This window comes from Rhodococcus sp. 320_ES, assembly GCF_059691855.1.
This window is the reverse complement of the sequence record NZ_JCAWAG010000001.1, coordinates 129,532-147,938: the sequence shown is the minus strand read 5'-3', so window position 1 is coordinate 147,938 and position 18,407 is coordinate 129,532. Positions and strand designations below refer to the sequence as shown.

Below are 18,407 nucleotides of genomic sequence, written 5' to 3'. Positions count from 1 at the left end.
CTAGGTCAGACGCCCGACTTTCGAATCCGGTTATCGAGTTCGGGTAAGAAACCGCACTCCGAGTGCGGCGAGAACAACTGTTGCCAAGGCACCGCCCGTCGACAGCAACAGATCGGTGCTGGGCGAGAACGTGTTCGTATCGATATCGGTCAGCGGTGTGTAGGCCGTCCAGCCGTAGGAGACGACCATCGGGACCGTAACCGCGACAGGTAAAGCCAGACCGAGAGTCATCGGCAGCGGGTCGGGCGTCGCCAACGAGACGTAGAGGTAGGCCGCAACGGCCGGAAAAACCACCAGGCTCGCCACGTAATGCACGTTGTCCAGCGGCGGACTGTCGAAGAGCGAGGTCACGCAGACCAGGGCCAACAGGATCAAGCCAATCCACCAATGACCCCCACGCAATCCGAGCGCCACACCCGCCGCCACCGCAGCAGCGGTGAGGGCGATAAGTTCCAGCACCCCAGCGCTGTTCGCCACGTCGATACCCACTCCGGCGGTGGTCGTCGACGTCAGCAACACAGCTGTGCCCGCGAGCACCGGGATCCCACCCCGTCCGGGAAGCACTGCGGCCGAGACGAACAGCACGGGTACCACGAGCAGACCGAGGTACCAGCGCTCCTCGTAACCGTCGCTACTCTGAAACAGGTTGTGCACGAACAACATGCTCACGAGCAAACCACCGAGCGGAACGAGCAGCACGGCAACGGCTGTGCGGACGTTCACGGTCGACGGTAAATCCTCGCCGGCGAAGCTGCGTCGAACGGCCACCATCGTTGCTACCACCACCAAAACGCAGAGCACGGGAACAACTATCGGTGTAGCAACGTCGGGCTCCACCAGGTAGTCGGCGTATCGACGCGGAACACCCGAGTATTGCAGCGCCTCGATTGCTCCTGCACTGAGCAGTCCGGCAAGGAACGAACCGATCAGCGCTGCCTGCTGAATTCGGCTGACTGACTGCACTGCAGCGCAACCCAGCAATACGCCTCCCGCCAGCACTGCGATCGAGTCTGATGGGAAATACAGAGCCGACACTGCTGCGACGGCCGCAGCCGCGACGGTCAGTCCGACCAAAAAGACATGTAGACGCACGGTGGCGGCGATCGTCGCGGCCAGCAGTACCGCGACCGCCACGCCCCCACCGCCGGGCGACAGGAGCACGCCACCGATGCCGGGTTGACCGAAGACATCGACTCCGCCGGGATCCGACAGCAATCCGGCGAGCGCACCCGAGAGCAGGACGGCGAGAACGTTCATGCCCGAATTATGCACTGCTGCCGCAATTGTCCTCGAGGTCGCGAGGAAGCGTTCGAACGGATATCGGGGACGGGCACATACGGCCTGGTTCGTCGCTTTTGTTGCCGCAGCGTCGGTAAGCACGAAGTCCGCTCGGACGCCGATTCTGCGTGCAACAATCCGCAGATGACAGACCGAGTGGCTGTGATCGGTGCCGGACCGGGCGGGTTGGTCTCGGCCCGATGGTTGTTGTCGCAAGGGTTCGAGCCGACGATTTTAGAGAAGTCCTCCCGCTTGGGAGGGCAATGGGCCGGAATACCCGGCAGCAGCGGCGTCTGGCCGACCATGCACACGAACACCAGCCGAATTCTCACGGCGTTCAGCGATCTCGAACACAATGTCGATCGTGTCTTCCCCTCCAGCGCAGACATTCTCGACTATCTCCACCGGTACGCCTCGATGTTCGATCTGGTGTCACGGACACGTTTCGACACATACGTGGACAGCGTGGATCGCGACGGCGACCGATGGTCGGTGAGCTGTGGCGGCAAGACGGAGACATTCGACAAAGTGGTCGTCGCGACCGGGCGTTTCCACCGGTCGGCGAGACCGGACGTATCTGGCCTCGATACCTTCGACGGCGTCGCCGACATAATCTCGTCGTACGACTACCGCGATCCGGCGATCTACCGCGGCAAGCGAGTTCTGGTGGCGGGGTGCGCCATCAGCGCCCTGGAGGTCGCCGCCGAACTGGCATTACTCGGCGCCGCACAGGTCGTGATCACCCAACGACGCCAGCGGTACGTGTTGCCCAAGTTCGCAGCCGGAGTTCCGTCGGATCACCGCATCTTCACGCGGTACGGAGTGCTGGCGGCCGAGGCGCTCGCGCCGAGCGAGATCGACAGGCAACTGAAGGAGATAGTCGTCGAGGCGGGTGGCAGTCCGGAACAGTACGGTGCGCCGTCGCCCGACCCGTCGCTGTTCGCTGCCGGCGTCACCCTGAACCAGCAGTACCTTCCGCTCGTGGCCGAGGGTCGAATCACGGTGCGGCCGTGGATGGAACGCGTATCCGGGTCGACGGTGACGTTCCGCGACGGCACGTCCGAGAACTTCGACGGCATCGTGTTCGGCACCGGCTTCGATCTCGACATTCCGTGTCTCGGCGACGAGGTGCGCGCCATCGTCGATATGGACTCGGCGCATCTCGACGCAGACCGCCACACATTCCACCCCAGCCTGCCCGGGTTGGCCTTCGTCGGAATGTGGGACCAATCCGGTGGCTACTTCGTGCCGTTGGAGTTGCAAGCACGGTGGATCGCGTACACCTGGGGCGGCGCCGTTCCGCCGGTCGACGAGAGTGCCGCGCAGGACGCGATTTCCGCCTCCCGCGCGCGTCGGGGACAATCGCAGAAGACTCGAATGAACATAGCGGCGTTGACGTTTGCCCGAGCCGCCGGAGTCGAACCACACCTGGAGGCCTGGCCGCACCTGCGCCGAGCATTGCTTTTCGGTCCGCTGGCGCCGAGCTGCTTCCGCCTCGAGGGACCGGATTCGCTCCCGGACGCCGACGTCCGATTCCAACGCGACGCTGCGGCGTTCGGTGCGATCACAAGCGCGGAGTTCACCGAGCGAGAGTCGTCGTACCTGTCACTGCTCGATTCTCGGTGAGAGCTCCTGAAGGGTGCCCCGCCGGTACACCTTCCGACAGAGACTCCCACGACTCCGAAACATGCTCTGTAGTGGAGACATGACTACTTCCGTGAAGGCCTACGCCGCCACTGCAGCCGACAAGCCGCTCTCCCCCAACACCATCGGGCGCCGTGATGTCGGACCGCACGACGTCCGCATCGACATCAAGTTCGCAGGCATCTGCCACTCCGACATCCACACCGCGCGTGGTGAATGGGGACCGATCAGTTACCCCCAGGTGGTCGGACACGAGATCGCGGGCATCGTTGCCGAGGTCGGCTCCGAGGTCACCAAGCACGCCGTCGGCGATCGCGTCGGAGTCGGCTGCATGGTCAACTCCTGCGGCGAGTGCGCCCAGTGCGTCAAGGGACTCGAGCAGTACTGCCTCGTGGGAAACATCCAGACCTACGGCAGCACCGACCGCGACGGAACGACCACCCAAGGTGGGTACTCGCAGCAGATCGTCGTGACCGAGCACTTCGTCGTCAAGATCCCCGAGGGCATCGAACTCGACGCCGCCGCACCGCTGCTGTGCGCCGGCATCACCACCTATTCCCCGCTCCGCCACTGGGGTGCCGGACCGGGCAAGAAGGTCGCCGTGGTTGGGATGGGCGGATTGGGCCACACGGCCGTCAAGATCGCCCACGCCATGGGCGCCGAGGTCACCGTCCTGTCGCAATCGCTGAAGAAGCAGGAAGACGGACTCCGCCTCGGAGCCGATCACTACTACGCGACGAGTGACCCCGACACATTCCCCGAGCTCGCCTCGACGTTCGACCTCATCATCAACACCGTCAGCGCGTCGATCGACCTGAACGCCCATCTGTCCCTGCTCGCCGTCGACGGAGTCATGGTCAACGTCGGCGCTCCCGCCGAACCGCTTCCGCTACAGATCTTCTCACTCATCCCCTGGCGCCGGACCTTCGCCGGCTCGGCCATCGGATCGATCGCGGAGACTCAGGAAATGCTCGACTTCTGCGCCGAGCATCATCTCGGGGCTGAGATCGAGGTCATCTCCGCCGACAAGATCAACGATGCGTGGGAGCGTGTTCTCGCCTCCGACGTTCGGTATCGCTTCGTCATCGACACCGCGACTCTGGCGTGATCGTCCACGACGTGAGCACAAAGGTGTACCGACAGGGAGTGCCTGGTGCGCCCGCACGGCTCTAACCTCGAAGGCATGGACAACAGAGCTGAGGTACGCGAGTTCCTCATGACCCGCCGAGCCAGGCTCACACCGGACGCGGCCGGAATCGTGGGCGGAAGCAACCGACGCGTTGCCGGTCTGCGTCGCAGCGAAGTGGCGTCCCTCGCCGGTCTGTCCGTCGAGTACTACGCCCGCATCGAGCGCGGCGCCATCGGCGGCGCGTCGGCGTCCGTGCTCGACGCGCTCTCTCGCGCGCTGCAACTCGACGACACCGAACACGCCCATCTGCTCGATCTGGCGCGTTCGGCGGACGGCGTTCCGACGTCCGGCCGCCGGCGCCGCAAGACAGCACGCCCCGCCTCGCAGCGAATCAGTTTGCAGTGGGCGCTGGACTCGATTACCGATGGCATCGCCTTCGTTCGCAACCAGCGTCAAGACATATTGGCGACCAACGAATTGGGAAAGGCGTTCTACGCGCCGATCATCGGGGACGGCGGACGTACACCCAACCTCGCCCGCTTTCAATTCCTGGACCCGCTGTCCCGCGAGTTCTATCCTGATTGGGACACCTTTGCCGAGATGTGCGTGTCCATCATGCGCGCCGAGGCCGGCCGCGACCCGCACGACAAGGGACTCCAGGACCTCGTCGGCGAACTCTCGACGCGCGACGAAACGTTCCGAAAGCTCTGGGGAGCCCACAATGTTCGCACCCACGGAGCAGGCAAGAAGCGCTTCAACCACCCTGTCGTCGGCGAAGTTCACCTCGCGTACGAAGAGCTGGTCGTCACCGCTGATCCGGGTTCGATTCTGATGATCTACACCGCGGAACCGGGCTCACCGAGCGCCGAGCGGCTGCATCTGCTCGGCTCCTGGGCGGCAGAACACGCCGAGGCCTGACGGCCGCAACCCGGCTCGACGTCAGGCGTCAGCGATCTCCACGTCGAAGGTCATGGGATCGACTTCGTCGGGGTCGGGTCCGCCGCGCACACCGCGGTCGAGACCGTCGAGTGCAGCCAATTCGTCGTCGTCGAGTTCGAAGTCGAACACGTCGAAGTTTTCCGCGATGCGATCCGGATTGGTGGACTTCGGAATAACCGATCGGCCCTGCTGTAGGTGCCAACGCAGCATCACCTGGGCAGCGGACTTGCTGTGGGAGTTCGCGATTCGGGTGATCGTCGGGTCCGCGAGAACGCTGGTCCGGTTCTCGCCCCAACCGGGGTAGAACGTGATGCCGCCGATGGGCGACCATGCCTGCGTGACGATGCCGAGCTCGCGGTCGGCGCGCTGCACGGTCGATTGCGTGAAATACGGGTGCAGCTCTACTTGATTGACGGCGGGCGTGATGTCGGTGTTTTCGCGCAGCGCCGCCAGGTGGTGGGGCATGAAATTGCTGACGCCGATCGCCCGCAGCTTGCCCTCGGCTAGTAGATGTTCCAGTGCGCGATAGGCCTTGATGGTGAGTTCGAAATGTTGCGGCATCGGTTGATGCAGAATCAGCAAGTCGATCTCGGACACCCCCAATTTGCCTGCGCTGGTGTCGAACGCCCGCAGCGTCTCGTCGAATCCGTAATCGGTGACCCACACCTTCGTCTCGAGAAAGACATCGTTCCGGTCGACGCCGGCTCGCCGCATTCCTTCGCCGACCTGACGCTCGTTTCCGTAGCCGGCCGCGGTGTCGATCAATCGGTAACCCGTCTCCAGCGCGGTCCGTACGGCGGCCGCAGTTTCCTGGGGAGCGCTCTGAAAGACCCCGAAGCCCATCGCGGGCATCTGTACGCCGTTGTTCAGTGAAATCGTGTCGTTCATGCTGTGCCGTCCTCGATGTCGATGGTCAGTGGTCTATTGCGCGGTGTATCCCGCATCGACGGGGAGAGCCACACCCGTGACATAACTGGCGGCATCGCTGCTCAGCCACAACACTGCTGCCGCAATCTCTTCCGGCTTACCGAGCCGGCCCAGCGGCACCCCGGAGGCAGCGGCATCGGGGTCCAATTCACCGCCCGCGATCATGCGCTCGACCATAGGCGTACTGATGGTTCCGGGGCACACGGCGTTGACCCGCACCCCGTGCTTACCGTATTGCAGCGCATTGCTTTTCGTGGCGCCGATGACGCCGTGCTTGGTTGCGTGATAGGTGGCTCGTCCGTCGCCGCCGACCAGACCGCCGAGCGACGAGCAGTTCACGATGGAACCCGAACCTTGCTTGCGCATCTGCACCAGTTCGTACTTGGTCGATGCCCACACACCTCGCAGGTTGACGGCCACGATCTTGTCGAATGCCTCAGCAGATTCGTCCGCCGAATCGACTGGCGGAAGCATGATTCCCGCATTGTTGAAGGCCATGTCCAGGCTACCGAAAGCATCGACCGTGGCTTGGACTGCTGCGGCAACTTGTCCCTCGTCGGACACGTCGCACTGGACGGCCAACGCCCGGAAACCGTTGTTATTCAACTCGTCAGTCAACTGTTGTGCTGCGTCTCCGTCGAGATCGACGATGGCAACTGCGGCACCGGCCTCGGCGAACGCGCGGACGGTCGCCGCGCCCATCCCGGCACTGCCGCCGGTGACGAATGCGGTCTTGCCGGTGAAGTCGTATGTGACTGTCACGTGTGTGTTCTCCTTCGTATCTGCTGTCGCGATGCCGCTTCACTCCACACGGGAAACCGTCACTGTTGCGCTACCGTCCACTGAACCGACCGTCTCGATGCCGTTCTCGTCCATGGTGCCGAGGATGACGATGCCCGGGTACTCACCCTGATCTCCGTAGTAGAGGACGAAGTCGTTTCCCGGTGAGTAATACCCGATGTCACCAGGATTCGGGTCCGCACTCGAGGGCGATCCCTCGGTCGACAACTCCGACGAAGGTGGGCCGGTCTTTTCGACCGAACCGTGGTCGGACATGTTCAGCGTCAACGGAAGCTGAGCGACGAGATCGCGGCTGGCGGCGGTGTCGTTCAACGTTCCCACCACCGTGCGCCCGTTGATGTCGATCGCGATCTGCATGGATCCTCCAACCGATGTAGTCGTAGCAACGGGTATCTCGACCGCCGACTCCGATTCCGTTCCGGACGAGCAGGCCGCAAGAGCAAGGAACGATGTCACTGCGGTAACCCAGCGAAAAGTTGCGCCCGCACTCATGACGCTGAATGCCGTTCGTAGGTCACGCGGAACCCCTCGGTAGGATCGCTCGGAGTCAGAACCAGCGTGTCACCGTCGACCTCGTATTTGCGGTTGAACGTCTGCCCGATCAGGTCACGCGCTGCCGCCGATTCGACCGTGATGCTGAGGGTTTCGGCATCGGGGTCGGTCGTCAGTTCACCGTAGTAGGCCTCATAGCCTTGCACGGTCAGCGGTGTGTCCGGTGCGGATGTGTCGGGGTTCATCGCCTGGACCGACATTGTGTCGTCGGTGAAGATGACCTGACCCGAGTACGGCACCGTCTGCAGGTTTCCTTCCGTGCCCACTTCGAGCGTGGTCATGCGCCACTCGCCGGTGAGCCCGCTGCCGGCTTCCTCGTCCGCTGACTGCGAGCAGGCCGCGGTCGTTACGAGCATTCCGGCTGCGGCCCAGGCGATCGCCATTCTCCTCATCGTGAATCCCGTGACGTACATCAGCGGCCCTCGTATTGCTCGTCGGTGATGTGCTCGGCCCACGTCGTGGTCAGGGCGGGATCTTCCCCGTTCTGCAGAATCGCGATGTGCTCCATGTAGACACCGGGAGCCGCAGCGTGCCAGTGTTCCTCGCCGGGTGGGGTGTAGAGGGTTTGGCCGGGGTGCACCTCGATGATGGTGCCGTCGCGGCTGCCGAATCGCGCGATTCCCTGTGTGACGCGGAGGTATTGGCCGTGCTGATGCGAGTGCCACGCGGTCCTGGCGCCGGGGGCGAAGCGCACCGTCGCGACAACCATCGTCTGATCCTTCTCGTGCGGCGTCGCAATCGGGTCGACCCACACGTCGCCCGCAAACTGCTCGGGCGGATTCTTGGTCGTGGGGACCGCTGGTTCGATGTTCATGCTACGAGTCAACCGCGTGATCCTCGACGGTGGGAGTCACTCTCGAGGGGTGCACCAGCAGGACACCCTTCGGGCTTCAGTTCGGTGCCGAAACTTATTGGCCACTACCGTCCGCGATCGGCGGCTTCCCGCGCTTCGTCGACGATAATGGCCAACCGGTTACTCCGACGCGTACTCCATCAGCTTCGCTGCGAACTCGATCGGACGACTCTTCGCCAGCAAGTGCCCGCCCGGCATCACGTCGGGTTCGATTCCGAGCCGCTCCCGCGCCACTTTGATCTGCAGGTCCGGCGGAAACATCCTGTCGTCCGCCCCGACGACCACATGGATGGGTACCTCGGGCCACGCCTCGAAGGTGCACGGCTGGCCGAACGGGGTGTCGGCAGGCGCTCGGTCACCGTCGGCCATCGTTGCGACCACGTCCGCCGGGATGTCGTGCAGAAATACCTCGTCCATGTCGAACTCGGGCGATCGACCGGCCGCCGTCGCCGCAGCGGCGAACGCCTCCCGCTGGCCCACCGCGCCGAACCACTCGCCCGGCCGCTCGCCCGGCAACGGGATCATTGCGTTCAGTAGGACGATGCGCGCTACCTGGTTCAGTTTGCTCGACATCGGCGCCGTGAACCCGCCCATGGACTGAGCGACGAGAACGACGTCGCGATGATCTCCGATGGCGTCGTCGGTGATCGCGGCGTACTCGGGGAGTCCGAGTTCGGGGTCGTCCTCACGAATCTCCACAGGAATCGCGGTGTGCCCGCGCGCCTTCAGCGCGAGAGCAACCTCACGCCAGTACACCTCACCGGCACCGCCGGCCCCCGGAATCAGCACGAACGTCGTGATGACTCACCTCGTCCACGATTATGGCCCACCTGTCACGAATTGCGCCCCCGCGCCGCCACCGCCCACCGGTCCACTACCTCGCCCTTGCTGGTGACGACCACGTCGTCGACCAGATTGACGGCGACGCACACGTGGTTGGGTACTACTCGCACTCGACTGCCCAAGGCCGGCAGCGGGTCGTCCGACGGCCACACGACGGTGGCGTGATGCTCGGACAAGGCGGTGATCCGTGCGTCCGGATGGTCGAGCAGCCGCCCGAACCCTGTCGTCCAGGCCGGGCGATCACCGCCGAGAACCTTGCTGCCCGCGTCGAGAACGATTCGCCGCGACTGCCCGTCGTGCCGGCTCACCACGGTCGACGCGACGGTCAACGCGATGTCGTCTGCCGCGCACCGTCCCAATTCGAGCTGCTGGGCGTCACCGAAGACGTACACGCCGGGCCGGGCCTCGGTGACTGCGCTGGGCTCGGTCAACGTGGCGGTCGGGGTCGAACCACCGCTCAGGTGAACGATGTCGAACCCCAAGTCCCGCAACTGTGTCGACGCCGTCAGGAGTGCGCTGCTCTCGTCTGCAGCCGCGCGGACGGGCATACCGGGGGCGTAGCTGTGGCCGGGAAACGTGAACACCCCGGTGACGCGCAATCCCGCATCTCGCGCGGCGGTCGCGACCGCGAGCGACTCCTCCGGCAGCACGCCGCTGCGATGGTGACCGCTGTCGATCTCGACGAGGGCCTCGATGTCTCCTGCGGCGTTCCCCAGCGCTGCGCCCATGGCGGCGGCGGCCTCGGCCGAGTCGACGCCCACGGTGATCTTCGCCGCGGCGGTGAGTGCGCGTAGTCGAGTCGCCGCACGCTCCCCCACCCACAGTGGGTACGCAACGAAGATGTCTCGAACGCCGTTGCGGGCGAACACTTCCGCCTCGCCGATCGTGGCGACGGTCAGGCCCGCGGCGCCGGCCTCGATCTGCAGTGCCGCGATCTCGGGAATTTTGTGCGTCTTCGCGTGGGGCCTGAGCCGAATGCGCTTGCTCCGCATCGCCGCTGCCATACGCTCGATATTGCGAGTCAGCGTGTCCACGTCGACCAGAATGGTCGGGGTGTCGACTGCGTCCGGAATATGTTGCATTGGAATACTTTACACGGACGCGGTCACGAGGTTGGGCATTCGACGGTGGAGTCCGGTCGACGCTTCGAAAGCGTGCGCGATGCGGAGCAGAAGTCGGTCCGCGCGGTCGGCCGTCACGATCTGGAGCCCCACCGGCAGACCCGACAAGCTGAACCCGCCGGGCACCGACAGAGCCGGCAATCCGGTGGCCGACACGAGGCAGGCAGCCCTCATCCAGTCGAGGTAGTTGTCCAGGCAGACGCCGTCGACCTTGCTGGGAAATTCTTCGGTCGCAGGAAACGGAAGGACCTGCACGGCCGGCGCGAGGAACGCGTCGTAGCGGGAGAAGAAGCTCCGGACGGCGGCGTCGAGTCGGCTACGAGCGGCGTTGGCGGACACGAAGTCTGGGGTAGTCAGGGCCATGCCCTTGTCGACGTTCCACTGCACCGCGTCCTTCATCCGGTGTCGGTGCTCGCCGAGAAGGTGGCCGTAATTGGTTGCGAAGTCGAACGCGCGCGTGGTTTGGAACACCTCGTCCGCGTCCGAGAAATCGGGACAGTCGACCTCGACCCGGGCACCGAGTGATTCGAACACGTGCAGCCCCCCGGAAAGAACGTCGACCACCTCGCGCTCGACGGGGACTCCGAGTCCGAAGTCCGGGCTCCACGCGATCGTCAGACCGCGAAGGTCGCCCGGTTCGAGGGACTCGTACGTGTCGTCGAGGGGCAGACTTGACGGGCTCGCGGCATGGGGGCCGGCGAGCGAGCGCATCAGGAACCGCACGTCCTCGACGTCGTACCCGAAGGATGGTTCGGTGTATCGCCGAGATGTCCTGACCGCTACGGGCGTCCGGTTGATAGGCCTCGTGCGGCGGCGGGGTGAGGGCTGCGATCTGCGCAGAGGTGAGGATGTCGGGACGCCATTCACGCACGGATCGATACACGCGCATGATCGGATCGACGCGGATCCGTCGGACGCCGGTGATACCTGGGAGATCGTCGAGGATCAGATCGGCCAGATGTGCGTCGTCGACCAGGATTTCGGCCACACACTCCTCGTGCCCTGATGTGGCGTAGACGAAGGAGGTGTCGTCACGGCGAGCCAACCCGACGGCTACTGCGCGGGTCATGCCGGTGTGGCAGCGAGCCCGCAGAATTACGGCGCCTGTCGCCCCGATGACGCCCACTACACGGACGTCACCGGAGTCTAGAGCTCTTTTCCGCGCCGCGTCACGGTGCGCTCGGCCTCGCCGAGCGTGTCGGCGATGCTCGACCAGGAGGCGCGCGGATTGACCTGCAGTGCCGCGGTGATACGGCAACTGAGGGGATCCAATCGTTCTCGACGATCTTTCATGTGCGCACCTCTCGCACCCGACGGGTGTGGTCAGGCTACGGCGTCGCGCTCTGTCAGAAAATACCGCTGTAGGCGTTGAGTGCGGGCTGTCCACCGAGGTGGGCGTAGAGGACGTTCGAGTCCTTCCCGATCTCGCCCTGCTGAACCAGGTCGATCAACCCGGCCATCGACTTTCCTTCGTACACGGGATCGATGATGACGCCCTCGAGGCGTCCTGTGAGAGTGATGGCTTCGGTCGTCGATTCGACCGGAATGCCGTACAGGTCGCCGGCCCACCCCTCGAGCACGGTGATCTCGTCGTCGCGAAGTTCGCGGCACAGCCCGATGAGTTCGGCTGTGTTGCGGGCGATCCGCGTGACCTGATCTCGCGTCTGCTCGATCTTGGCCGACGCGTCGATTCCGAGAACTCGCCGCGGCCGATCCTGGCCCGCGAAACCGGCGATCATGCCGGCGTGCGTGGAGCCGGTCACGGTGCACACCACGATGGTGTCGAAGAAGACGCCGAGCTCTTCTTCCTGCTTCTGGACCTCGTAGGCCCAGTTGGCGAAACCGAGGCCGCCCAGCTTGTGGTCGGACCCACCCGCGGGGATTGCGTAAGGCTTGCCGCCCGCGCGCTCGACGTCCGCAATCGCGTTCTGCCAACTGTCCTTGAACTCGATTCCGAAGCCCGACGGGTCCAACCGTACGTCCGCCCCCATGATGCGAGAGAGCAGGATGTTGCCGACCTTGTCGTTGACCGAGTCCGGCCAGTCCACCCACTTCTCCTGCACCAGAACCGCTTTGAGTCCGAGCTTGGCCGCGACGGCCGCGACCTGCCTGGTGTGGTTCGACTGCACTCCGCCGATCGAGACGAGCGTATCGGCGCCCTGGGCGAGAGCGTCCGGCACGATGTACTCGAGCTTGCGGGTCTTGTTGCCGCCGTATGCGAGGCCCGAGTTGACGTCTTCGCGTTTCGCCCAGATCTTCGCCCCTCCCAGGTGTGCGCTCAGCCGCTCCAATGGGTGGATGGGGCTCGGACCGAACAACAGTGGGTAGCGCTCGAAATCGGCGATCGACACGTCGGGTTCTCCTCGGGGTGGTCGGAAGTAGTATGCAATATATTGGATCCTGCATGGCGGCGGTGTCAAGGTGAGCTACGATATTTCGCATGCCGGTACCCGTCGAGCTCGGAAAGCACAAGCGCTCGCTGCTGAGGGAAAATGCGTACGTCTCGCTTCGGGACGCCATCGTCGACGGCACTTTCGCGCCCGGTGAACGATTACGCGACTCCGAGCTCGAACAGTGGCTCGGCGTGTCCCGCACACCCATTCGCGACGCCATCGCGCGCCTGGAGCTAGCCGGCCTCGTACACACTCAGCCCGGTCGATCGACGATCGTGTCGACCATCGAGCGCAAGGCCGTCCTCGACGCCCAATCGGTCGCAGCGTCGATGCACGCTCTCGCCGTACGGACCGCCGTCCCGCTCATGCGCAAGCGTGAGATCTCCGCCATGCAGCGCGCCAACAAGGAGTTCGCTGCGGCGTGCACGAAAGGTGATGCCGACGCGGCCCTCACCGCCGACGACAAGTTCCACTCCGTCGCCGTCGAGGCAAGCCAGAACCTCGTGGTCGCATCGGTGCTGGAGCAGGTGACGCCCACCTTGCGTCGGCTGGAGCGGCTGCGGTTCTCGTCCCTGGTGGGCCGCGACTCGATCGCCCAACACGAGCGCATCATCGAGTTGTGCACGGAGGGTGACGCCGATGGAGCAGCCGCTGCGGTACAACGCAATTGGGAGTCGCTGTCGGCTCTCGTCGATCACGAGGAGTTCACGGGCGGACAGTGAGCGGGTGCCTCGGGTACTTTCGACGCTAGTCCAACAACGAGATGGATTCCGGACCGACGAGGTACACGTCGTCGGCAATCTGCACCGTTGTTCCCCGGGCGGTAATCGACGCGTAGGGATCCGGCAGCGTCAGGACTTCCCTACCGGTGGCGTCGACGACCGACCTGCCGTCGAGCGAGTAATCGCCGATCGGATTCCCTGTACGTGGATCGAAGAATTCGGCATCCGAACCGAGGGTGACCACACCGACGCCGTCCGCGACATGCAACACCTCCGGCGCCATGTCTTCCCACAATCCGAATCCGTTGATCGGCAAGGACCACCCTCGTTCCAGCGCGTTCGGATCGCCGCCGTGCACGAACGATTCGCTGTCCTCGGGGCTTCCCTCGAGCACGAACACCGACCGACCATCGGAGTCGATCGCTTACGGAAACCACGTCGACGGCAGTGGGATCTGCCGAATGGAGCCGTCGGCAATGCTCACGAGCGCGAGAGCAGGTGCATCGGAGTATTGGTCGAAGCAGACGACTTCTCCGCCGATCGGCCTCGTCGCACAATCCGAGAACGAGCCCGTCGACGACATCCACGCCACGTGACCGTCGCTCGCGTCTATCCCGATCAAGTGAGCCTCGTCGAACGTGTAGCCGCGCGGGTTCGGCAGTCCGACGGCGGTCACCAGAGTCGCCCCGGCGTCGATGATTCCGTACAGATCCGAGTCGTAGTCCAATCCCGCTGTCGGTGAACGAAATTGCGCGAAGTTGCGGCCCAGCGCCGCGGTGGCATCGACCGTCCACCGGACATCCGGCGGGGGCGGGTCGGATGCAGCAGTCGGCGTCTCGGTGGCGATCGGCGCTGGGTCGTCCGCGGCGGGCGCAGAATCGCCGGGTCGAGTGAGGACCACCAGCGCAGCCGACACCGCAACCGTCGCCACTGCGACCGCGACCATCGCACGCGACGCCGGCTTCACGGCCACTGCCCGACGGGCGCGTTCGCCAAAGCATCGAGAAGTGCGGCGGACAGTGGCTGCGGAAGTTGGAGCGGCGCCGGTCCGTTTGCACCTGCGTCGATCGTCGACCGTGCCGTCACCTGAACTCCGGACGGCCGAGTCACCGTGACCGAGCGCATCAATCTCATGGACCCGTCTTCACCGACGGGAGTCTCGGTGATGTCGATGTCGTAGAACTGCACCACCGAACCGTCGGGTAGAGAGCGGGTTTCGGGGAGTTGCCCGTAGAAGTTCGGATCGTACGGGTCGGGCGCCGTGGGCAACGGTTGGCCTCCGACAACGGTCAGCGACAGATCCGTCGGTGTCCCCAGCACGACGAAATCCGCGCACACACCCGAGCCGTACCCGCTCGGTCGCAGACTCCCCACCGGACGATCCAGAGTCGGGGCGCTCGGAATGGAAGACCACACCGCATCGAAAGCTGCATTCAACGCGTCCAGCGCTTCGGGCCGGATATCGGCAACGGTAGAGTTGTCGGATGCCATCACGACACAGTCGGGCTCCGGTGGCGGACTTCCGGCGGGCGCGACGAACGACACGGCCAGTTCCGGACGTGTCGCAACCTCGCCCAGCTCATCGACGTCGAGCGGAAAGTCCGGTGACGCGCCGCCGCTCAGATATGCGCTGACGCGCGTGCCGTCGGTGCGGTACGCCGTAACTGTCCGCGAATAGGTTCGGGCACCATCGATTTCGTACCAGGTGTCCAGATTGTCGACGACTGTTCCGTCGTCGCGGGACTCTCGCCGGTCCATAGAACCGGCAACGCACGCAGACACACCCTCGAGCGTCGGCCCGACATTCACCGACATGAAGGCCGACGTGTCGCCGCGCCGAACCTCGCCCGACGCGTAGGTCATCGGGTCGCCTTCGCCCCCGAAATCCTCCACCGGATCGAATCGGAAGGACGCGGACGGCGCCGACAGCGCGACGGTCACATCGTCGGGCAATGCCGTCATCACGGCGTCGGACATCACCGTCGCCTTACCCGCGGTCAGCCAGGGGTACGCGGGATTGTCGTAGCTCTCGGTGCCCATCTCGAAGGAGCTACTGAAGCTGACCGCCGAATCGACATCAGGAGGCGGGCGCACCTCCGAACACCCAGGAATTTCGACCGGGTAGTCCACGGGCTTGGTCACGACCTCAGGACTCGCCGACAGATCTGTGTCGGCAACGGTGTCCGGCTGCCGGGGAATAAAACTGGCAACGACGATGCCGACAGCCACGACAGTGACGACGACGGCCGTGTTCGTGACCGCGTTCCACCGACTCTCGCTCACTGCGCTGTCCGATGGCAGATACCGGTCACCCGAACACGCTTGGCGACAACGTCAGTACCCCTGAGCGCGTCGGCGCTCTTTCTCGATCCGGCGCTGCTCCTCGGCCCGCGCCCGGCACTGCGCAAGGAACTCGGCGTCCGCGTCAGGATTCTGCGCGACTGCCCGACCGGGTGCAGACTCGTACTCGGGAAATGCCGAAGAACGTTGGCGGCGTTGCGCATCCGACCCTCCCCACAGCCCCACCCCGACCGGGCGTCCCACAACGAGCCACACCAGCGAGCCGATCAACGGGAGCAACAACACGAACAGCAACCACAACAACTTCGGCAGGTGCCGCACCCCGGAATCGTCCGCGGTGATCACATCGATCAGGCACACCACCCACAGCACCATTACCAACAGGCCGACGTACGGCATCAGCAACCCCTCGAACCATCGCGACGTCCCGACCGCAGCCAGAACCATACGGCGCCCGAACCGCCCAGACAAGACGAAACAGACCGAACGGTAGCGAGCGGTGCGTGCGGGCGGAACCAATTGGCCACTACCGTCGGCATTCTGCAAATTCCCGCGCCTCGTCGACGATAGTGGCCGACCAGTTCCGACATCGGCGGACTCCTAGAACGCACCCGCCGAATCACTTGGCCTGATCGTTACCCGGACACACGTTCCCTGCTACATTTCGGCCAGACCAATCAAGCGGTGGGGGCCATGATGTCGTTGGGGGATTCTGTTCGGCGTGCTCTGGTGCGTGGGGTCCTGGTGTGCGCGGTCGCGGTGTCGGCGACAGCGGTGGTAGTCCCGATGACCGTCTCGGCCGATCCGGGTGCGGATCGCACGGAGCGTGACATCAGCTCGTCGTCGCCGGTGACGAGCGTCGTGGCCAGCGTCGTGAGCCTCTACGCCCCTTTGCCTGCCGGTTCGGAACCGCACCCCGTCGAATGTGATCGCCTGTCCTACTTGCGTTATCGGGCAGCCGACGGTCCCGAACTCTCCGCCGACGCCGACCGCGTGCTCGTCGCACAACCGGGTGTCTTCGAAGGCGCGGGGGCATTCGAGTCCGTCGCGCGCAACACGGTCGCGGCGGCGGATGCACAGGGCCGGCACATCGAGTTCTGGGCGCTGGATCGCCGCTCCAACTGCCTCGAGGACCACACCGGGACGCAAGCGGCCCTCGCCGCGAACGATCTCGACGTCGCCACCGATTACTACTTCAACGGTGGTACGGCGAACGGGCGGAAGTTTGCCGGGTACGCAGACGGTGCCGCTACGTCCTGGTTGTCGGACCAAGGCCTCGCGCAGACCCTGCGCGACGAGTACGACGTGCTCCGACTCGAATTCCCCGACCAGCCGACACGCAAGCAGAAAGTCCTGTGCGGCGGTCACTCGCTGGGCGGCTTCCTGACCGGATACTTCGCCGACTGGGATTTCGACGGCAACCCCGCGACCACAGACGACGCCGGGTTCAACCAGTGCTCGGGGTACTTCGCGCTGGACACCGTGATCAAAGCGGGTCTGCCCAATCCCATTCGCGCGATCGATCTTCCGCAGGTTCCGTCGGCGATTGCGGGTCCGATCGAGGCGGCCTCCGGCGCGCTGACCGACGTCTACCCGGTGACGCGATTGCCCGCGGTGATCAACCCGGAAACGACGAACTTGCTCGCGGTGGCGGGCCTCGCTGCGCGGCTGAACCCGACCGGGGTCAACGACATCGTGAACCGACTGCCGCGCAGCCTGAACTTCGACGCGACGCTACGCACCCTGTTGTCGAAGGACCCGTTGATGGCCGCGACCGGGCAACCCGATATCCGCACCCTGTACGCCACGAACGAGGCGGTGGTCGGCGCCCTGCTCGACGACAACTCGCAGCCCTTGGGCTTCCTACAGGCCAGTGTCGGATTCATCGGCAACGGTCCCGTTCAGGACAAGTACTTTCCGATCCCGAACCAGGCGGTCGCAGCAGTTCCGTTCCTGGGCACTGTGTTCGGCAATGACCGCAAGGCCGCCCCTACCAGCTACGGCGACCCGAACGTGGTCTACACCTGGCAGGACTACGACAAGATGACGCCCAACGCGTTCACGGATCCGTCGAAGGAAGTCACGTCGATCTCTCAGCTCACCCGCAGCCTGAGCGAGCCGCCGCTGGACTTCACCGAGTGGTATTTCCCGACCGCTATCAACACCGATCTGGGTCAGCCTACGGCTCCGTCCATTGCGCGTCACTACATCTATCGGGACGGCGTCCTCCGGAATCCGGTGCTGACGCTGCAGGGAGACGGCGGTCTGGATCTGGGTGCGTCGAAGAACCCGAACGACGTGCCGATAAAGCTGGCGGGATACAACCACCTCGACGTGTTGACTGCGGCGCAGAAGCAGAACAACGGCCTGCCGGAACAGGTTTCGACGAGGCTTGCCGACTTCAGCCGATGAGCGACACGAATGGAACGCCCGGTGACGCGGTGCCGCCGGAACTTGTTTTCGTCGCGCACGTGTCGGTGGAGGTGGGCGATCCGATCGACATCGGCGATCTTCCGGACGGACACCGTCGGCTCGTACCGATTCTCGGAGGCAGCGTCCGCGGCCCCGAGATCAACGGCCGGGTGCTGGCCGGTGGCGCCGACAACCAGATACTCAGGTCGGCAACCTCGACCGAGCTCGAAGCTCGATACGTGTTGGAAACCGTCGAAGGTGAACGCATCGCCGTCCACAACGTCGGGATACGCAGCGGGTCGGACGACGATATCGCCGCGATCGTGCGAGGCGAAGTAGTGCCGCACGAGCGCATCTACTTCCGCAGCCTCCCCCGGCTGACGAGCGCAGCTCCACGGTTGAACTGGATCAACGAGACGTTGTTCGTAGCGAAGGGCCGGCGTTTACCGGACTCCGTCGAACTGACGGTGTTTCGCATCGGTTGAGGTAGTG

The 18,407-nt window shown here is 64.6% G+C and carries 22 protein-coding genes; 7 read left to right on the top strand and 15 right to left on the bottom strand.

Annotation, left to right across the window (positions count from 1 at the left end):
• Positions 1-30: 30 nt before the first annotated feature.
• The gene (locus AC59JP_RS00720) at positions 31-1,257 is read right to left on the bottom strand and encodes a hypothetical protein (RefSeq protein ID WP_497323714.1); all 1,227 of its coding nucleotides are present in this window, start codon (positions 1,255-1,257) and stop codon (positions 31-33) included.
• 165 nt (positions 1,258-1,422) lie between these two features.
• On the opposite strand from AC59JP_RS00720, the gene AC59JP_RS00715 reads away from it, so the two are divergent.
• The 3 genes from AC59JP_RS00715 to AC59JP_RS00705 all read left to right on the top strand — a co-directional run bounded on the left by AC59JP_RS00715 (position 1,423) and on the right by AC59JP_RS00705 (position 4,969).
• The gene (locus tag AC59JP_RS00715; protein ID WP_497323713.1) at positions 1,423-2,904 is read left to right on the top strand and encodes a flavin-containing monooxygenase; all 1,482 of its coding nucleotides are present in this window, start codon (positions 1,423-1,425) and stop codon (positions 2,902-2,904) included.
• 79 nt (positions 2,905-2,983) lie between these two features.
• Positions 2,984-4,030 (top strand): NAD(P)-dependent alcohol dehydrogenase, encoded by a 1,047-nt coding sequence (locus AC59JP_RS00710; protein WP_497323712.1) that lies wholly within the window; start codon positions 2,984-2,986, stop codon positions 4,028-4,030.
• Between the two features lie 75 nt (positions 4,031-4,105).
• On the top strand, positions 4,106-4,969 hold the full coding sequence (locus AC59JP_RS00705; protein WP_497323711.1) for a helix-turn-helix transcriptional regulator: 864 nt from the start codon (positions 4,106-4,108) through the stop codon (positions 4,967-4,969).
• 21 nt (positions 4,970-4,990) lie between these two features.
• On the opposite strand, the gene AC59JP_RS00700 is transcribed toward AC59JP_RS00705, so the two are convergent.
• The 8 genes from AC59JP_RS00700 to AC59JP_RS00665 form a co-directional block, all read right to left on the bottom strand.
• Positions 4,991-5,878 (bottom strand): aldo/keto reductase, encoded by an 888-nt coding sequence (locus AC59JP_RS00700; protein WP_497323710.1) that lies wholly within the window; start codon positions 5,876-5,878, stop codon positions 4,991-4,993.
• Between the two features lie 33 nt (positions 5,879-5,911).
• On the bottom strand, positions 5,912-6,679 hold the full coding sequence (locus AC59JP_RS00695) for an SDR family NAD(P)-dependent oxidoreductase (RefSeq protein ID WP_497323709.1): 768 nt from the start codon (positions 6,677-6,679) through the stop codon (positions 5,912-5,914).
• Between the two features lie 39 nt (positions 6,680-6,718).
• Positions 6,719-7,075 carry a cyclophilin-like fold protein gene (locus tag AC59JP_RS00690; RefSeq protein WP_497323708.1) on the bottom strand — a complete coding sequence of 119 codons (357 nt, stop codon included), beginning with the start codon at positions 7,073-7,075 and terminating at the stop codon, positions 6,719-6,721.
• A 131-nt stretch (positions 7,076-7,206) separates the two neighbouring features.
• Entirely contained in the window at positions 7,207-7,653 is a 447-nt protein-coding gene (locus tag AC59JP_RS00685; RefSeq protein WP_497323707.1) for a lipocalin-like domain-containing protein, read from the bottom strand.
• A 29-nt stretch (positions 7,654-7,682) separates the two neighbouring features.
• Positions 7,683-8,084, bottom strand: a complete 402-nt coding sequence (locus tag AC59JP_RS00680) for a (R)-mandelonitrile lyase (protein ID WP_497323706.1) — start codon at positions 8,082-8,084, stop codon at positions 7,683-7,685.
• A 159-nt stretch (positions 8,085-8,243) separates the two neighbouring features.
• Positions 8,244-8,912 carry an alpha/beta hydrolase gene (locus AC59JP_RS00675; RefSeq protein WP_497323704.1) on the bottom strand — a complete coding sequence of 223 codons (669 nt, stop codon included), beginning with the start codon at positions 8,910-8,912 and terminating at the stop codon, positions 8,244-8,246.
• A 44-nt stretch (positions 8,913-8,956) separates the two neighbouring features.
• Positions 8,957-10,048 carry a D-TA family PLP-dependent enzyme gene (locus tag AC59JP_RS00670; protein WP_497323703.1) on the bottom strand — a complete coding sequence of 364 codons (1,092 nt, stop codon included), beginning with the start codon at positions 10,046-10,048 and terminating at the stop codon, positions 8,957-8,959.
• Between the two features lie 9 nt (positions 10,049-10,057).
• Positions 10,058-10,954 carry an amidase gene (locus AC59JP_RS00665; RefSeq protein WP_497323702.1) on the bottom strand — a complete coding sequence of 299 codons (897 nt, stop codon included), beginning with the start codon at positions 10,952-10,954 and terminating at the stop codon, positions 10,058-10,060.
• Between AC59JP_RS00665 and AC59JP_RS00660 the strand changes: the two genes are divergently transcribed.
• On the top strand, positions 10,842-11,093 hold the full coding sequence (locus tag AC59JP_RS00660) for a hypothetical protein (RefSeq protein WP_497324902.1): 252 nt from the start codon (positions 10,842-10,844) through the stop codon (positions 11,091-11,093). The two genes, AC59JP_RS00665 and AC59JP_RS00660, sit on opposite strands and share 113 nt — an antisense overlap.
• A gap of 140 nt (positions 11,094-11,233) precedes the next feature.
• On the opposite strand, the gene AC59JP_RS00655 is transcribed toward AC59JP_RS00660, so the two are convergent.
• Together AC59JP_RS00655 and AC59JP_RS00650 are read right to left on the bottom strand one after the other, a co-directional pair.
• Positions 11,234-11,380 carry an Lrp/AsnC family transcriptional regulator gene (locus AC59JP_RS00655; RefSeq protein WP_497323701.1) on the bottom strand — a complete coding sequence of 49 codons (147 nt, stop codon included), beginning with the start codon at positions 11,378-11,380 and terminating at the stop codon, positions 11,234-11,236.
• Positions 11,381-11,433: 53 nt separating this feature from the next.
• Positions 11,434-12,438: a 1-aminocyclopropane-1-carboxylate deaminase gene (locus AC59JP_RS00650; RefSeq protein WP_497323700.1), complete on the bottom strand. Its 1,005-nt coding sequence runs from the start codon at positions 12,436-12,438 to the stop codon at positions 11,434-11,436.
• A gap of 89 nt (positions 12,439-12,527) precedes the next feature.
• Here AC59JP_RS00650 and AC59JP_RS00645 point away from each other — a divergent pair, with 89 nt between their 5' ends.
• Complete coding sequence (locus tag AC59JP_RS00645) at positions 12,528-13,202, top strand: GntR family transcriptional regulator (RefSeq protein ID WP_497323699.1); 675 nt, start codon at positions 12,528-12,530, stop codon at positions 13,200-13,202.
• Between the two features lie 25 nt (positions 13,203-13,227).
• Here AC59JP_RS00645 and AC59JP_RS00640 read toward each other — a convergent pair whose 3' ends face one another.
• From AC59JP_RS00640 to AC59JP_RS00625, 4 genes are read right to left on the bottom strand one after another with little or no spacing between them, the layout of a single operon-like run.
• A complete protein-coding gene (locus AC59JP_RS00640; protein WP_497323698.1) occupies positions 13,228-13,602 on the bottom strand; it encodes a hypothetical protein in 375 nt (124 codons plus the stop codon).
• A 24-nt stretch (positions 13,603-13,626) separates the two neighbouring features.
• Entirely contained in the window at positions 13,627-14,169 is a 543-nt protein-coding gene (locus AC59JP_RS00635; protein ID WP_497323697.1) for a hypothetical protein, read from the bottom strand.
• Positions 14,166-15,485, bottom strand: coding sequence for a hypothetical protein (locus AC59JP_RS00630; RefSeq protein WP_497323696.1), 1,320 nt, complete (start codon positions 15,483-15,485; stop codon positions 14,166-14,168). Before AC59JP_RS00630 ends, AC59JP_RS00635 begins: the two co-directional genes overlap by 4 nt.
• A 51-nt stretch (positions 15,486-15,536) precedes the next feature.
• A complete protein-coding gene (locus AC59JP_RS00625; protein WP_497324824.1) occupies positions 15,537-15,902 on the bottom strand; it encodes a PLDc N-terminal domain-containing protein in 366 nt (121 codons plus the stop codon).
• Positions 15,903-16,196: 294 nt separating this feature from the next.
• On the opposite strand from AC59JP_RS00625, the gene AC59JP_RS00620 reads away from it, so the two are divergent.
• Both AC59JP_RS00620 and AC59JP_RS00615 read left to right on the top strand, forming a co-directional pair.
• Entirely contained in the window at positions 16,197-17,915 is a 1,719-nt protein-coding gene (locus AC59JP_RS00620; RefSeq protein WP_497323695.1) for a hypothetical protein, read from the top strand.
• Positions 17,912-18,400: a DUF3237 domain-containing protein gene (locus AC59JP_RS00615; protein ID WP_497323694.1), complete on the top strand. Its 489-nt coding sequence runs from the start codon at positions 17,912-17,914 to the stop codon at positions 18,398-18,400. Before AC59JP_RS00620 ends, AC59JP_RS00615 begins: the two co-directional genes overlap by 4 nt.
• Positions 18,401-18,407: the final 7 nt, after the last annotated feature.

Bases quoted from the DNA above. Each gene is read 5' to 3' on its own strand.
- AC59JP_RS00680 (WP_497323706.1), bottom strand. From the start codon at position 8,084: ATGAACATCGAACCAGCGGTCCCCACGACCAAGAATCCGCCCGAGCAG.
- AC59JP_RS00710 (WP_497323712.1), top strand. From the start codon at position 2,984: ATGACTACTTCCGTGAAGGCCTACGCCGCCACTGCAGCCGACAAGCCG.
- AC59JP_RS00690 (WP_497323708.1), bottom strand. From the start codon at position 7,075: ATGCAGATCGCGATCGACATCAACGGGCGCACGGTGGTGGGAACGTTG.
- AC59JP_RS00705 (WP_497323711.1), top strand. From the start codon at position 4,106: ATGGACAACAGAGCTGAGGTACGCGAGTTCCTCATGACCCGCCGAGCC.
- AC59JP_RS00655 (WP_497323701.1), bottom strand. From the start codon at position 11,380: ATGAAAGATCGTCGAGAACGATTGGATCCCCTCAGTTGCCGTATCACC.
- AC59JP_RS00615 (WP_497323694.1), top strand. From the start codon at position 17,912: ATGAGCGACACGAATGGAACGCCCGGTGACGCGGTGCCGCCGGAACTT.
- AC59JP_RS00670 (WP_497323703.1), bottom strand. From the start codon at position 10,048: ATGCAACATATTCCGGACGCAGTCGACACCCCGACCATTCTGGTCGAC.
- AC59JP_RS00625 (WP_497324824.1), bottom strand. From the start codon at position 15,902: ATGCCGTACGTCGGCCTGTTGGTAATGGTGCTGTGGGTGGTGTGCCTG.
- AC59JP_RS00715 (WP_497323713.1), top strand. From the start codon at position 1,423: ATGACAGACCGAGTGGCTGTGATCGGTGCCGGACCGGGCGGGTTGGTC.
- AC59JP_RS00645 (WP_497323699.1), top strand. From the start codon at position 12,528: ATGCCGGTACCCGTCGAGCTCGGAAAGCACAAGCGCTCGCTGCTGAGG.
- AC59JP_RS00620 (WP_497323695.1), top strand. From the start codon at position 16,197: ATGATGTCGTTGGGGGATTCTGTTCGGCGTGCTCTGGTGCGTGGGGTC.
- AC59JP_RS00720 (WP_497323714.1), bottom strand. From the start codon at position 1,257: ATGAACGTTCTCGCCGTCCTGCTCTCGGGTGCGCTCGCCGGATTGCTG.
- AC59JP_RS00700 (WP_497323710.1), bottom strand. From the start codon at position 5,878: ATGAACGACACGATTTCACTGAACAACGGCGTACAGATGCCCGCGATG.
- AC59JP_RS00685 (WP_497323707.1), bottom strand. From the start codon at position 7,653: ATGGCGATCGCCTGGGCCGCAGCCGGAATGCTCGTAACGACCGCGGCC.